10 protein-coding genes and 1 tRNA gene are annotated in these 15,102 nt (G+C 59.7%); 4 read left to right on the plus strand and 7 right to left on the minus strand.

The features are described from left to right. The first annotated feature begins 197 nt into the window (after nt 1-197). The 3 genes from AB4O01_RS05950 to AB4O01_RS05960 all read left to right on the plus strand — a co-directional run bounded on the left by AB4O01_RS05950 (nt 198) and on the right by AB4O01_RS05960 (nt 4,216). Complete coding sequence (locus AB4O01_RS05950; RefSeq protein WP_008083868.1) at nt 198-557, plus strand: DUF6124 family protein; 360 nt, start codon at nt 198-200, stop codon at nt 555-557. 389 nt (nt 558-946) lie between these two features. Next, the gene (locus AB4O01_RS05955) at nt 947-3,259 is read left to right on the plus strand and encodes a hypothetical protein (protein ID WP_460090979.1); all 2,313 of its coding nucleotides are present in this window, start codon (nt 947-949) and stop codon (nt 3,257-3,259) included. Nucleotides 3,260-3,856: 597 nt separating this feature from the next. Then, nucleotides 3,857-4,216 (plus strand): DUF6124 family protein, encoded by a 360-nt coding sequence (locus tag AB4O01_RS05960; protein ID WP_038361600.1) that lies wholly within the window; start codon nt 3,857-3,859, stop codon nt 4,214-4,216. 157 nt (nt 4,217-4,373) lie between these two features. Here the strand turns inward: AB4O01_RS05960 and AB4O01_RS05965 are convergent. The 7 genes from AB4O01_RS05965 to fdnG all read right to left on the minus strand — a co-directional run bounded on the left by AB4O01_RS05965 (nt 4,374) and on the right by fdnG (nt 13,575). Further along, nucleotides 4,374-4,469: transfer RNA gene (locus AB4O01_RS05965), tRNA-Sec, on the minus strand. A 6-nt stretch (nt 4,470-4,475) separates the two neighbouring features. Next, complete coding sequence (selB, locus tag AB4O01_RS05970; protein ID WP_460092223.1) at nt 4,476-6,392, minus strand: selenocysteine-specific translation elongation factor; 1,917 nt, start codon at nt 6,390-6,392, stop codon at nt 4,476-4,478. Beyond that, nucleotides 6,389-7,801: an L-seryl-tRNA(Sec) selenium transferase gene (gene selA / locus AB4O01_RS05975; RefSeq protein ID WP_460090981.1), complete on the minus strand. Its 1,413-nt coding sequence runs from the start codon at nt 7,799-7,801 to the stop codon at nt 6,389-6,391. The genes selB and selA overlap by 4 nt, the downstream gene beginning before the upstream one ends. 180 nt (nt 7,802-7,981) lie before the next feature. Then, the gene (fdhE, locus tag AB4O01_RS05980; protein ID WP_460090982.1) at nt 7,982-8,908 is read right to left on the minus strand and encodes a formate dehydrogenase accessory protein FdhE; all 927 of its coding nucleotides are present in this window, start codon (nt 8,906-8,908) and stop codon (nt 7,982-7,984) included. 3 nt (nt 8,909-8,911) lie between these two features. Then, nucleotides 8,912-9,577: a formate dehydrogenase subunit gamma gene (locus AB4O01_RS05985; protein WP_093431374.1), complete on the minus strand. Its 666-nt coding sequence runs from the start codon at nt 9,575-9,577 to the stop codon at nt 8,912-8,914. Beyond that, the gene (fdxH, locus tag AB4O01_RS05990) at nt 9,574-10,509 is read right to left on the minus strand and encodes a formate dehydrogenase subunit beta (RefSeq protein ID WP_093431371.1); all 936 of its coding nucleotides are present in this window, start codon (nt 10,507-10,509) and stop codon (nt 9,574-9,576) included. The genes AB4O01_RS05985 and fdxH overlap by 4 nt, the downstream gene beginning before the upstream one ends. Next, nucleotides 10,510-13,575: a formate dehydrogenase-N subunit alpha gene (gene fdnG, locus AB4O01_RS05995; protein WP_460090984.1), complete on the minus strand. Its 3,066-nt coding sequence runs from the start codon at nt 13,573-13,575 to the stop codon at nt 10,510-10,512. It abuts the gene before it with no gap. Nucleotides 13,576-13,932: 357 nt separating this feature from the next. Here fdnG and AB4O01_RS06000 point away from each other — a divergent pair, with 357 nt between their 5' ends. Continuing rightward, nucleotides 13,933-15,087 (plus strand): MalY/PatB family protein, encoded by a 1,155-nt coding sequence (locus AB4O01_RS06000; protein ID WP_460090985.1) that lies wholly within the window; start codon nt 13,933-13,935, stop codon nt 15,085-15,087. The last annotated feature ends 15 nt before the right edge of the window (nt 15,088-15,102 follow it).

Raw genomic sequence — 15,102 nt, forward strand, 5'->3', positions numbered from 1 at the left:
TGACGAATCAGCGATCGGGTTTAGCAGCTCGGTAAATTTCAAGGCACGCGAGTACTGCCATTACGTTATGGCGGCTTTGCGTGGGGCACTTCGGTGCGCCGGGATCCTTGAGCCTGGTCTGCTAACCCGCGTACAGCCGCCACCCTATCCGTTTAGCAGCGATGGAATGACGGCTCCACATCTCAAGGAGCTTCACCATGATAAAACCAACACCCAACCCACCCGAAACCGACCTCGCTTCCCCCTACGAATCCCTCGATTCCAAAAAACTCAACGACGCCGCCGAACGCGCGCTCGATCACTACCTCTGCCCACCCGGCTCTACCCCACCACCACGCAAAACCCGCCGGATGTACGCCGTCACCGCAGACTTCAAAAACGAGGAACTACTGGCTGATGCCAGCGAAACACTCGCCTCCGCCAGAACCATCGCCCATGACTTCGCCCACCTCATACCGGCGTCGCAGCGACGGACGCTGTTGGGCATCGCGCAACTGATCATGCTCGGCGAGCTGGCGGTGAATCGGGTGATGGATAATCTGGAGTTGCCGCAGTAGCACGGTTCTGTACCAAGCCTTGAATAAGTCGGTGCAGCGACTGACGTCTTCGCGGGCAAGCCTGCTCCCACAGTGATCGGGATCGATCACAAACCTGTGTTCACCCCGGCGAACCTGTGGGAGCGAGCCTGCTCGCAAAGGCAATCTCACAGCCAACACAAACGGCTAAACGGGGCACGACGAAGCTTTCCCGCTTTTTAGTTCAAAAGATCGCAGCCTTCGGCAGCTCCTACGCCGATCCCAAGGAGCTGCCGAAGGCTGCGATCTTTTGCTTTTGACGCTCGCGCCGATGACCACTCGTCGCCACCTGTCAGATCTGACAGGTGCGCAATTCTCAATTAAGCGCTCTGATAACCCCTGCCCGTTCCCAACACGCAGGAGCCTCATCCATGACCACCTCAACCCCGCCGGACAACACCGTCCTCGTCCTGTACCCGCCAAAGGTCAACGGCGAGACCACGCCCGTGGTAGGTGCACACATCGGCGTGCCCCTGGTGGCCTCTGATCTGGTCGCCGACGGTAAAGGTGCCGTTGTTATCGTCGATCCGCCGCTGTCGGGCACCATGGACCCCGGCGATGTCATGGAGCTTTGGCTTGAGGGTGAATCGGCGACACTGGATAGCGAGACCATTACAAATCCGAACGCGAAAACCCAGTTACGGACTAAGGGCCGACTGCATCCGGACAAGGTCAACAAGATGTACTACACCGTCAGGCGTGGCAGCGACAACATCGGCACTTCCACACCACCGCTGGAAATCCTCTATAACCGCATCCGCCCCGGCCTGAAGGATCGCTTTCCCCAAATCGACGGCCACTCCGAACTCGACCTGGACTTGTCCGACCTCATTAAACAAGGCGTCGGCAAAGACTTCGTCAGCGCGCCCGTCTGCTTCAGTTATCCCTACTGCCGCGCTTACGACACCATCAGCCTGAAGTGCAACGGCGAAATAGAGACCTTCACGGTCAGCAAGGATCAGGCCCCTGAACCGCCGAACCCGGGCACCGAAGTGCCAACGACCGTCTGCTTCACGGTGGAGCGTGAGTTTCTCGACAAAGCGAAACGCCAGAACAAGGTCCTCAACTTTTCCTACACCGTGACCGATCAACTGCTCAACGGACCGGATCCCGATGCAGTATGGTCCGCTGCGGTGGCAGTGAATGAGGATCTGGATGGTTCGTTGTTGGACAAGCCGATCCTGCTGGAACGCAAAGAAGACTATCCCGGTGACGACGCGGAAACCATCGACCTGGAGAAACTGGCGGATGGGCCGCTGCTACTGGTCGTTCTGACGGACGATAAGCGTTTTGTCGTGGGCTACGACGTCATCGCGACCTATACCGCAACTAACACAGGGCAACCCGCCGCTGTGGTGGTGACCATTAGCAGCAAAGTCGAAGCAGATCGGTTCGGAGTGAAACAAACCCTGTTCCTTGAGGTACCCAATGACAAGGTTTTCGCTGGCAGTAGCGTCACGGCAACCTACGAACTGCGCAAGCCGGATGGCGATCTGGTGGGGAGTTCCAATACAGCTACCGCGACTGTGACCGACGCGCCTCCGATTAAGTTGTTACCACCGTTTCTGGTGGACGCCGTTGAGCCGATTGATGTGCTGGCCTATCCAAATGGGGTAAAGATCCGCATCGAGTATCGCGATGCACGGAAAGCAGATCGCGCACGTCAGGTAGAAGTCAATCCACCAGCAGGCTCGCCGCAGTTTCCGTTGGTGGAGTTCAACAGCGAAAAACAGGTGGATACCGTGTTGAGCACGCCGTTTATGGCGGCGCGACATGGAGAGAATATTGGATTTCGCTGGAATTTGAATCGCAATAACGCACAGGCCGGGAAATCGCCAGTGGCGACGTTCAGTATATTGAAGATTGCCGATGGAGATTCTCGGTTGCCGATGCCAAATGTAACCCAGCCACCGGACAGCAAAACGTTGAACTTAAATGATTTCACAGGTGATGCGGAAGTTACGCTGCGTCCGTGGCTTGGCATTTCTACAGACCAACTTATAAACCTAGAGTGCACGGGAACAGATAACTTAGGCGCACCTTACACAATCGACCTCCTAACCAACAATCAAGTCACTGCGGACAATGTCAGAGATGGTTTTATAAAGAAACTATTGCGAAACGAACTCAACAAATTCAAGGACAACAGTGAGATTCACTTTGAAGCAAAATTCGATTTCCCCCAAAGCAACGATACTCCGACCATATCACTTCCGGTATTGACCCTGACCCTCATTACGGTCCCGAACGAGATACTCGTAAACTTCGATAGCGAACCAAGTCAGACACTTTCCAGCGGGCAATCATACGAAACACAATACGTCACCATCACTAATGCATCTTCTTCATACCCAATATCTTTATCGCCAGCAGTCGGTAGCGGTGACCCTGCGCTAAAAAACATCGAAGGACAAGTAGTTTTCACGTCACTGGGATCATGCACCATACACTTCAATTTCAAAAATACGTATACGTACATCAGCTTTTATCAAGCATGGGGAAACGTTACAAACAGAGCAAATTACTACAATTCAAAAGGAGTATTCCCGGGTTATACACTTCTCGCCCCCACAGAAAGAAATCCTGCGCAACTTATCGAATTCAGAAGCACCGATATTGCTCGAGTGGAGATAATCACCAACAATGATGCAATCGCCGTCGACAACTTTAAATGTATAAAATAAGAACATCCAACAACTGAATCAACAAGTAAGCAGACCAATCCATATTGGAGACATTAGTGCGAACAAAGGGGACAGCTTTACTTAACCAATAATTTAAACAGCGGGGTTTGATCGAGGTTTTTCTGCTGGCCGGGATGGCCCTTTCGCGAGCAGGCTCGCTCCCACAGGGAAACGCATTCCAAATGTGGGAGCGAGCTTGCTCGCGAAGGGGCCAGTGAAGTCAGCGCAAATCGCATTTTAAACTCCGGCGTTTAAAAGACACCTCCAGACACGCCTTTCAGGCTACAAATTCTTGCGCCATTGCCTACAGCTACGCCAGAATCCGCCGGCTTGTGCGCCTTGGGGGCGGGTTCTATTGTGGTGCGGTCGCTGACGAATCAGCGATCGGGTTTAGCGATCCGATACCTTACAGACGCTCAATCCCCAGTCTCAATTGCAGCATTGTCTATCTGCACTTGGCGTCATGGTGGCTGTGCGTGGGAGACCTTCGGGTCTACCCGGGGTTTCTGTGACCCGGATCGCTAACCTGCGTACAGCCGCCACCTTTACTTGTTTAGCGATGAGCCGTGGCGGCTAAATCAACCACGGAGTTTCACGATGATCAAACCAACACCCAACCCGCCCGAAATCGACCTCGCCTCCCCCTACGAATCCCTCGATTCAAAAAAACTCAACGACGCCGCCGAACGCGCGCTCGATCATTACCTCTGCCCACCCGGCTCCACCCCACCACCACGCAAAACCCGACGGATGTACGCCGTCACCGCAGACTTCAAAAACGAAGAACTGCTGGCCGATGCCAGCGAAACACTCGCCTCCGCCAGAACCATCGCCCATGACTTCGCCCACCTCATACCCGCGTCGCAGCGCAGGACGCTGTTGGGGATCGCGCAACTGATCATGCTCGGCGAACTGGCGGTGAATCGGGTGATGGATAATCTGGAATTGCCGCAGTAGCGGGGATACAGATCGTTCCCACGCTCTGCGTGGGAATGCCTCAACGGACGCTCCGCGTTCGGCTCTGGATGGGACGCAGAGCGTCCCGGGCTGCATTCCCACGCGGAGCGTGGGAACGATCAATCAACACTGGAGCGGGGAGGTCCGGAGGAAAAACTGGCGGAAGGCAGCCGGAGTCGAACCTGCCCGGGAACGGATGCCGTCCCCAACCGGGTTTGAAGCCCGGCCGCGCCACCGGGCGCGATTGCCTTCCTTGAACTCATTGTGCGCAGGCGTTAGCCAGCGCGTTGTCGGGGCGGATCTGGCGGGATTCGCCGATGCGTCGGGTCAGGCCGACGCGGTCGAAATATTCGAGGTACTGAATACAGCGTTTGCGTCCCAAGCCTAGCGCATCGCGGAAGGTTGTCACCTGGATCTGCGGATTTTCGCTGGCGAGTTTGAGCAGCACGTTCGCCATCTGGCGCAGTTGCACGTCACTCAAGAACAGGTCGCGCACGACTTGATGCATCAAACCCAAACGCGCCAGTTTACGCAGCAACAAGCGCACGACGGCGTCGTCCTGCCCCAGGACGTTGGCCACATCACGCACCCACGGCGGGTCGAAACCGGCTTGTTCAAACAACGGCTGCAGCCCTAGCCAGAGACTTTCATCCTCGGCATTCAGGCGCACCTGATGATCCGGCAGGTGCAGCCACGGCCCACTTGCCTGGATCGAGCCGGCCGCGAGCAATTCATCCAGCAAACTGACAAACGTCGCACGCTCCAGCGCCAATCCACTGAAGCGCCGCAAGCGATCGCGATCCGGCCCCATCTGGTCGGGTTCCAGTTCATGGAGCTGCGTCAGTTGCTCCAACAGGGTGAACTTCAGCTGTGCCCAGCGCTGCACGTTGAACAGCAGCGGGCCTTGACGGGTGTCGATGAGGCGGACGTTTTCCGCTAATGCCCAAGTCGAGCGCGGGCGATTGAATTGGCGTTCCAGGCGCAGCGGATCAAGGCCGCCGGCGCTGTAGTTGAGCAGCACGGGCAAGACCTTTTCAAACTCGTCGCCCGAGACTAAGGCGCGCAATTGCTCCAGACGTTCGGGGCTGCGCCGTTGTCGCGCCGGGGCGAACGGGTCGAGGACCTGGCCGCCGCCCAAGGTGCGTTGCGCGCTCTGGTCGCGCAGGATCAGTCGATCGCCCTTCACCGCGTGTACCGGCGCATTGATCAGCAGTTGCGCGAACATGCGCTCGCCGGGTCTCAGCCGCGGCCCCTCGAGCAAGGCCACCCGGGCGATGACATCTTGTGTACCCAGATGCACGTGCACCGGGTGAAAGTGTTCGAAGGTGCGTTCGCCGGGCAGCAGTTGAAAGTCGATGTCGACCCGTTGCGTCGGCGCGTGCAGCCATTCGCTCAGCAGCCACTGGCCGCGATGGATCTGCGCCAGTTCGAGGCGTTCACCCGTCAGGTTCAACGCCACTCGCTGGCCGGCAACAGCAAGTTCGGCGGGTTGATTCTGTGCATGCAAGCCGCGAACCCTGACCGATTTTCCGGATGGCCCGAGGGTGAGCTTGTCGCCGACGGCAACTGTGCCCGACAACGCCGTCCCGGTAACCACAATCCCCGCACCGGCGACGCTGAACGCGCGGTCGATGGCCAGGCGAAAACCACCTTCGCAGCTGCGCTCCAGTACTTCACGTTGCGTCTGCAATAACGTCTCGCGCAGTTCATCAACGCCGTGCCCGGTCACGCTCGACACAAGCACGATCGGCGCTTCGGCAAACGGCCCGGCCTCAAGCAAATCCAGCACCTGCCGCTGCACCTCCTCCGCCCGGCCTGCTTCAACGCGGTCGCATTTGCTGATTGCCACCAAGGCGCGCGGAATACCGAGCAATTCGACAATCGCCAAATGCTCGCGGGTCTGCGGCATCACGCCGTCGTCTGCGGCAATCACCAGCAAGACCAGATCGATACCCTGCGCGCCAGCGAGCATGTTGTGGGTGAATTTCTCGTGGCCGGGCACGTCGATAAACCCGGTCAGCCCCGCGCCGGGTTCAAGTTCAGCGTAGAGATAACCGAGGTCGATGGTCATGCCGCGCGCGCGTTCCTGCGGGCGGCGGTCGCCGGTTTGTCCGGTCAGCGCTTGTAGCAGCGACGTCTTGCCGTGGTCGATGTGCCCTGCCGTGCCGACGATCACGGGTCGACCTGCAACTGTGGCAATTGCGCGAGCCACGCTGGTTCATCGTCGAGCTGACGCAGATCCAGCCACAGGGCATCGTCGTCAATCCGCCCAAGCACGGGGATCGGCAACGCGCGCAACGCCGCTTCCAGATTCAGCAGGCAGCGCCCGCGCAAACGCTTGTAGACTTGCGGGCGCAGACACAGCGCCGCACTCGGTAAACGCGCCACCGGTTGGCTGCCGCTGCCGATCATGCCCAAGGCCTCGACTGCGCTAACCTGCCAAACCGACCCCAGGATTTCGGCCAGCAAGGGCTGCAAGCGTGAGGCCTGCGCAAAGATATCTGCCTGCGGCCGGGTGAGCAGACGCAAACTCGGCAGACGCTCAGCGAGGCGATCCGGATCGCGATACAACCCGAGCACCGCCTCCAGTGCCGCCAGGGTCAACTTGTCCACCCGCAGTGCACGTTTCAATGGGTTTTTCTTGATCTTCGCGATCAGTTCTTTGCGCCCGACGATCAACCCGGCCTGCGGGCCGCCGAGCAATTTGTCGCCGCTGAAGGTGACGATGTCCGCGCCGTCGAGCAGCGCCTGCCGCACCGTGGGTTCGACAGGCAAACCCCAACGGGTCAGATCCAACAGGCTGCCGCTGCCCAGATCTTCCAGCAACGGCAAGCCATGCCGATGGGCCAACTCGACCAATTCCGCAGTCGGCACGCGAGCGGTAAACCCTTCGATGCTGTAGTTGCTCGCATGCACACGCATGATCAAACCGCTGCGCGGGTTGATCGCCGCTTCATAGTCGCGGGCATGGGTGCGATTGGTCGTGCCGACCTCATGCAGGCGCACGCCGGCGCGGGCCATGATGTCGGGGATGCGGAAGGCGCCGCCGATTTCGATCAGCTCGCCACGGGAAATGATGCCTTCCTTGCGCGCGCCGAGACTGTTGAGTGTCAGCAGCACGGCGGCGGCGTTGTTATTGACCACGGTGACGGCTTCGGCGCCGGTCAGTTCGCGGATCAGGCCTTCAATCAGATCATCACGATCACCGCGCTTGCCGCTGGCCAGATCGAATTCCAGATTGAGCGGATAACGCGCGGCCATTTGCACCGCTTCGATGGCTTCGTCCGGCAACAAGGCGCGGCCGAGGTTGGTGTGCAGCACCGTGCCGGTGAGGTTGAAGACACGACGAACCTGACTGCGCTGCTGTTGCGCCAAGCGTTCGCCGACTCGGCCGGCAAGGACTTCGGCGCCGATTTCAACGGCGGACAACTGCCCGCTCAACACGCCGGGCCGCAGCTCATCGAGCAGCTGACGCAGCCCCGTCAGTAACGAATCCCGGCCGTAACGCTCGGCCAACGGCGCGCACGCCGGGTGACGCAACAAGCCGTCAATAGACGGCAACCGCAGGGCAACGCTGGAAGACATCAGCCACTCCTGATTCAACTGAAACAGCGCCTTCGGGAACAAGCTCCCTCCCACAAGGGTTTCAGAAGTGTAGACGCACTGTGGGAGCGAGCCTGCTCGCGAAGGCGGTAAGTCAGTCAAAGCTGATGTGGCTGAAATGGCCCCTTCGGGAGCAGGCTCCCTCCCACAGTTTTGCTCTCGTCATTCGTCTCCCGGAGCCAGCAACAGATTCGGCGCCAGACGCTGATAGCCGTCCTGGGCCAGACGCATGTCCAGTAACAAACTGCTCAGATCAGCCGACAACGCCTCCGCGTCGGCATCGTTTTCCAGATACACCAGTTTCAGATAACTGTTACAACCCGGACAGACCTCCGCCCGCAGCGGCGCCTGATTAGCCGCGTGGCGATCATCCTCAACGCTCAAATAATCAAGCCCTTTGCTCGACTCGCAATACACGCACTTGACCCGCACCACATGCCATTCGCAGGCACACAGCGAACACACCAGATAACGCAAACCGTTGTGCTTGCCGCGATGGCGGATCACCCCGGCCATCGCCGGCGAACCACAGGCCGGGCATTGGCTGAGGCTGTCGCCGGGTTTGAGTTTCAGGTCCTGCGCGCTGAGCAGCCAGTGACTCCACGCCACTTGTAGCGCCGCGCCGAGGAACGGCACCAACGCCGCCGGCACCATCGAATACTGGCCGCTGATCAATGCCACGGCCCAAGAGCGCAATTGGCCAGTGCTGGCAGCGCGCAGCGTGTCCACCGCTTCAACAACAGCAGAATGCCCCAATGGTTCATAACGCTGCAGCAAAGCGTCGAGATAAGCCTGCCAGCCCTCTTCACGCACCAGCGTGTCAGCCGCGAACGGCGGCAAACCATGCTGCTGACAGGCTTCAATCCGTTGCTGATCAAACGGTGCCGTCAGCGGTGGATCGTCGAATACCTGCTGCTGCACCCGGCACAACCCGGCAATCAGCCGCAGATATTCGGCCAGCGCATGCCCCTCGGCCAATTGCTCCAGGCGAGCGGCCCGCAGCGCAAACAGATTCGAAGGCGGCAGATACAGAAACGGCGGTGAACTCGCCGCCGCTTCGATTTCCCCAGGTTCAAGAATGGTTGGCAAACGTCAGCCCTTTTTGGTGATCGGTCGTTCCGGCGCGTCCGGTTGGCGTTCATCGCGCGTGATGTCGCGATACCAGAGTTCATGGTGTTTCTTCGCCCAGGCGCGGCTGACCCAGCCGTGCATCATCGCGTCCACCGAGCCCTTGATCCACAGCCCGGCGTAGATGTGAATGATGATGCTCAGCACCAGAATGAACCCGGCCAGCGCATGCAGGAGCATTGCCCAGCGGATCACGGTGATGCCGAAATACGCACTGAACCAGGCGCGCCAGATCACCAGTCCGGTGAACAGCAAACCCAGCATGCACAGGAGTAAAGTCCAGAACAGCAGCTTCTGCCCGGCGTTGTATTTGCCTACCGGTGGCACGCTTTCTTCATCGTTGACCAACACTCGGTCAATGCGGCGCATCCACTTCCAGTCGTTGTCGATAAAGAAATTCGAACGCCAGAAACGGAACACCAGACCGAGGAACAACACAAACATGGCGATGCCCATGTACGGATGCAGAATCCGCGTCCACGGCCCGCCGCCGAACAGGTTGCTCAGCCAGAACAGCGACGGATGAAACAACGCCAGCCCGGACAGCCCAGCCATGAAAAACAGGATCGCCACCAGCCAGTGATTGGTGCGCTGGTTGGCGGTGTAACGCAGGATCGTCTTGTTGCTCATGGCCGGTCCTCCCCGCGTGGATCGAAGGTGTGCACCGCCGGATCGACGACATGCACCGAGGTGTCGGGCGGCGTCGGATGTTCATCCTCTTCGACGCGATTCGGGCCGATGCGCACGTAATGGAAGAACCCGGCCAGCACCGCCGCGCCCATGGCCAGCAGGCCCAGGGGTTTACTGATGCCTTTCCACAGGCCCACCAATGGACTGATTGCCGGATCTTGCGGTAAACCTGCATAGATTTTCGGCGTGTCAGCGTGATGCAACACGTACATCACGTGCGTGCCGCCGACACCGGCCGGGTCATACAGACCGGCGTTTTCGAAACCACGGCTTTTCAGGTCGACGATGCGTTCGGCGGCGTGTTCCTTCATGTCTTCCTTGGTGCCAAACACAATGGCGCCGGTCGGGCAGGTTTTCACGCAGGCCGGTTCCAGCCCTACTGCGACCCGATCCGAGCACAAGGTGCACTTGTAGGCTTTGTGATCTTTTTGCGAAATGCGCGGAATGTTGAACGGGCAACCGGTGATGCAATAACCGCAACCGATGCAGTGATCCTGATCGAAATCGACGATGCCATTGGCATGCTTGATGATCGCCCCGGGACTCGGGCACGCCGCCAGGCAACCGGGTTCGGCGCAGTGCATGCAGCCGTCCTTGCGGATCAGCCACTCAAGGTTGCCGGCGTCGGTTTCGTGCTCGGTAAAGCGCATCAACGTCCAGGTTTCCGCGCTCAGGTCTTGCGGGTTGTCGTAGGTGCCGTGGTTATGGCCGACCTCGTCGCGCAGCTCGTTCCATTCCGAGCAGGCGACCTGGCAGGCCTTGCAGCCGATGCATTTGGTGGTGTCGATCAGCTTCGCCACCGCTTCCTGATTCCTCACCGACGGCGGCACGGTTGTGGTGGCCGAGCGGGCAATAATGTCTTGGCTGGCCATTTACAGTTTCTCCACGTTGACCAGGAATGACTTGGATTCCGGGGTCTGGGTATTGCCATCGCCGAGGAACGGCACCAGGGTGTTGGTCAGGTAACCGTGACGCGTCAGACCGGTGAACCCCCAATGCAGCGGGATGCCGATCTGGTGCACGACCTGGCCGTTGACCTGCAGCGGCCGGATCCTTTTCGTCACCACCGCCACCGCTTCGATAAAGCCGCGCTTGCAACTGACGCGCACACGATCACCGGCGACAATGCCCTTCTCTTTCGCCAGCACTTCACCGATTTCGACGAACTGCTCAGGCTGGGCAATCGCGTTCAACTTGCAATGCTTACTCCAGAAGTGGAAATGCTCGGTGAGCCGGTAACTGGTGCCGGCGTACGGGAAGTCCTTGGCCTCGCCGAGGGTTTCCCAGACCGAATCGAAGATTCGCGCCGCCGGGTTGCTGGTGGCTTTCTTGTTTTGCGGGTGCAACGGGTTGATGCCGATCGGTGTTTCGAACGGCTCGTAGTGCTCGGGAAATGGCCCTTCGTTCATCTTGTCGACGGCGAAGAACCGCGCCACGCCTTCGGGGTTCATGATGAACGGGTTCATCCCGGCTTCCGGCGGTACATCGGCCTTGTAGTCCGGCACGTCGGTGCCGCCCCAGGCCTTGCCGTTCCACCACACCAGGCGTTTTTTCGGGTCCCACGGTTTGCCGGCGACGTCCGCCGAAGCGCGGTTGTAGAGAATCCGCCGGTTGGCCGGCCAGGCCCACGCCCAGCCGAGATGCTGATGCATGCCGTACGGATCGGCGTTGTCGCGGCGGGCCATCTGGTTACCGGCCTCGGTCCAGCTGCCGGCGAAGATCCAGCAACCGGACGCGGTGCTGCCGTCATCCTTGAGCAAGCCGAAACCCGCCAGTTGCGAGCCGGCCTTGACCGCCACACCCGTGGCATCGGTGAAATCCGCCACGGCGCTGCCGTTGATTTCCTTGGCCAATTCCTCTGGCGAAGGCTCGTCGGGGATCTTGTACGGCCACGTCAGTTTCAGCAGCGGATCAGGGAATTTGCCGCCCTCGGCCTGATAGCGCTTGCGCAGGCGCAGGAACAGCTCGCTCATGATGCGGATGTCAGTCTGCGCTTCGCCCGGGCCATCGGCGCCTTTCCAGTGCCATTGCAGCCAGCGACTGCTGTTGACCAGTGAGCCGTCCTCTTCGGCAAAACAGGTGGTGGGCAGGCGAATGACTTCGGTCTGGATCTCGGCACTTTTCACGTCGTTGTACGGCCCGACGTTGTGCCAGAACTCCGAGGTTTCGGTGGCCAGCGGATCCATCACCACCAGCCATTTCAGTTTCGCCAGTGCGCCCATCACGCGGTTTTTGTCCGGCAGCGCGGCGATCGGGTTGAAGCCCTGACAGAAGTAGCCGTTGACCTTGCCCTGACTCATCAGGTCGAACATCTTCAGGACGTCGTAGTTGGGGATGTCGAGTTTCGGCAAATGGTCGTAGCACCAATTGTTTTCGGCAGTGGCGTTTGCGCCGTACCACGACTTCATCAGACTGACGTGGAATTTGCTGTAGTTCTGCCAATAGGACAATTGCCCCGGCCGCAGCGGGACTTGCGTGCGTTTGTGGATGAACTGGGCGTAATCCTGCTCGGTGTCGCTGCCCAGGGTCAGGTAGCCCGGCAGCGCATTGGAGAGCAAGCCAAGGTCGGTCAGGCCCTGGATATTCGAGTGACCGCGCAAGGCGTTGACCCCGCCGCCGGGCATGCCGACATTGCCCAGCAGCAATTGCACCATCGCCGCGCTGCGAATGATCTGCGCGCCGATCGAGTGCTGCGTCCAGCCGAGGGCGTAGAGAATCGTCATGGTCTTGCCCGGGGTCGAGCAGGTGGCGATCTCTTCCCAGATTTTCTGCATGGCATCGACCGGCATGCCGCAGATCTGGCTGGCGAGGTCGATGGTGTAGCGGCTGTAATGCTGCTTCATCAGTTGATAGACGCAGCGCGGGTCTTGCAGGGTCGGGTCGACTCTGACGAAACCGTCGTCGCCCATCTCGTAACCCCAGCCGGATTTGTCGGTGTAGCTGCGTTTCTCCGCGTCGTAGCCGCTGAAGATCCCGTCTTCAAAGCCGTAGCCTGCTCTGACGATGAACGACATGTCGGTGTAGTTGCGCACGTATTCGTGCTGGATCTTGTCCTCGGTCAGCAGGTAATTGATCAAACCGCCCATGAAGGCGATGTCGGTGCCGGTGCGGATCGGCGCGTAATAGTCGGCCACGGACGCGGTTCGGGTAAAACGCGGATCAACCACGATCAGCCGCGCAGCGTTGTGCGCCTTGGCCTCGGTTACCCATTTGAAGCCGCACGGATGCGCTTCTGCAGCGTTGCCGCCCATCACCAGGATCAGATTCGCGTTGGCGATATCGGTCCAGGTATTGGTCATGGCACCACGGCCGTACGTCGGGGCAAGACTTGCCACCGTCGGGCCGTGTCAGACACGCGCCTGGTTATCGAACCCCAGCATGCCAAGACTGCGAATCACCTTCTGGGTGATGTAGCCGGCTTCGTTGGACGCCGCCGACGCCGCGAGAAAACCGGTGCTCAGCCAGCGATTCACCGTTTGCCCGTTGGCATTTTTCTCGATGAAATTGGCATCGCGGTCGGCTTTCATCAGGTCGACGATGCGATCAAGCGCTTCGTCCCAACTGATCCGTGTCCATTCGCTGCTGCCCGGTTTGCGGGTTTGCGGGTAGAGCAAACGGCCGGGGCTGTGAATGAAATCGAGAAGGCCTGCGCCTTTCGGGCAGAGGGTGCCGCGGTTGACCGGGTGGTCGGCGTCGCCCTCAATGTGAATGATGCTTTGCGCGACATTCTTCGCGGCATCGCCCTGGCTGTACATGATCAACCCGCAACCGACCGAGCAATACGGGCAGGTGTTGCGGGTTTCATGGGTGTGGGCAAGCTTGAAGTGGCGCACCTGCTCGGCGAAGGCTGGCGTCGGGGCCATGCCCAACGCGCCCAGGCTAGAGCCTGCAAGGCCGATACCGGCGACCTTGAAGAACTGACGACGGCTGAGATCCATCGTGCACTCCTGATCAGGTGGAACCCGGTACTGGTGCCGGGTTTTATCTGGACAATCACGGTTGCGGCAAACGTCTGCCGACTTTTTCACTGTAGACAATGACCACACGATCTGTGTGAAAACCGACCGTCGGCCGTTTGTCGGTTCTTTAACTGAAGACCACCAAACCCTGTGGGAGCGAGCTTGCTCGCGAAAGCGGTGTGTCATTCGACATCGATGCTGACTGATACGACGCCTTCGCGAGCAAGCTCGCTCCCACAGGTATTGTGTGAACCTTATAAGCAGCAAGCTCGCCCCCACAGGGGATGGAGGCTTAGAATGGCCAGCAGGACCATTCCCGCCTTCACGAGACCGCGCATGACTTTCGATTTTGATCAGGTATTCGACCGCCACAACACCGGCAGCACCAAGTGGAGCCGCTATTGCGCCGACGTGTTGCCGATGTGGGTCGCTGATATGGATTTCGCCGCGCCGCCGGTGGTGATCGAGGCGCTGCAACAACGCTTGCTGCATCCGCTGGTGGGCTACAGCGTGGCGCAGGACAACTTGCGCGAAGCCATCGTCGCCGACCTCTGGAACAAGTTTTCCTGGAAGGTCAAACCGCAGGAACTGATTTTTCTGCCGGGCGTCGAGTCGGGCTTCAACATGGCTTTGAAAGCGCTGGTGCAGGCGCAGCAGAACGTCGTGGTGCAAGTGCCCAACTACCCGCCACTGCGCCACGCGCCGGGGCATTGGGGCTTGAACAAGGTTGAACTGGAGTTCGTCGCCCAGGCTGACGGCACTTACCTGACGCCGCTGGACGTGTTGCGTGAGTCGCTGAACGGCGGTGGCGCGCTGTTGCTGAGCAACCCGCACAACCCGATCGGCAAGGTGTTTGGCCGTGACGAGCTGCAAGCCGTGGCCGATATCTGCGCGGCGCAGGACGCCTGGATTATCTCCGACGAAATCCACGCCGAGCTGTGCTTCGACGGTCGCGTGCACATTCCGACGGCGTCGCTGAGCGCGGAGATCGCCGAGCGCACCATCACGCTGATGTCGGCGAGCAAGGCCTACAACATCGCCGGCCTCAAGACCTCGTTCATGATCATCCAGAACGCCGCCCTGCGCGAACGCGTCAATCACGCCCGTTGCGGCATGGTCGACAGCGTCAACCCGCTGGGCATGGAAGCCACTCGCGTGGCGTACAGCGAAGGCGGGCCGTGGCTGGCCGAGCTGAAAACCTACCTGCAAGCCAATCGCGACTGGCTGGTAGAAGCAGTGCGCAACCGCTTGCCGGGCGTGACCATGAATGTGCCGCAGGGCACGTATCTGGCGTGGCTGGATTGCTCGGCGCTGGACCTGGACAACCCGCAGCAGTTCTTCCTTGAGCAGGGCAAAGTGGGCCTCAGCGCCGGTCTGGACTTCGGCGATCAACACCAGCAGTTCGTGCGTCTGAACTTCGGCTGCCCGCGCGCGTTGCTGGAAGAAGGCATCGCCCGCATGGAACGCGCCCTGACACAACGCCACACTTAAGAGCACCACATCCCC

The organism is Pseudomonas sp. S2_E02 (assembly GCF_054668355.1).

What these genes read in the sequence shown, in the direction of transcription:
- AB4O01_RS05950 (WP_008083868.1), top strand. Translation starts at nt 198, where the DNA reads ATGATAAAACCAACACCCAACCCACCCGAAACCGACCTCGCTTCCCCC.
- AB4O01_RS05955 (WP_460090979.1), top strand. Translation starts at nt 947, where the DNA reads ATGACCACCTCAACCCCGCCGGACAACACCGTCCTCGTCCTGTACCCG.
- AB4O01_RS05960 (WP_038361600.1), top strand. Translation starts at nt 3,857, where the DNA reads ATGATCAAACCAACACCCAACCCGCCCGAAATCGACCTCGCCTCCCCC.
- selA (WP_460090981.1), bottom strand. Translation starts at nt 7,801, where the DNA reads ATGTCTTCCAGCGTTGCCCTGCGGTTGCCGTCTATTGACGGCTTGTTG.
- AB4O01_RS05985 (WP_093431374.1), bottom strand. Translation starts at nt 9,577, where the DNA reads ATGAGCAACAAGACGATCCTGCGTTACACCGCCAACCAGCGCACCAAT.
- fdxH (WP_093431371.1), bottom strand. Translation starts at nt 10,509, where the DNA reads ATGGCCAGCCAAGACATTATTGCCCGCTCGGCCACCACAACCGTGCCG.
- AB4O01_RS06000 (WP_460090985.1), top strand. Translation starts at nt 13,933, where the DNA reads ATGACTTTCGATTTTGATCAGGTATTCGACCGCCACAACACCGGCAGC.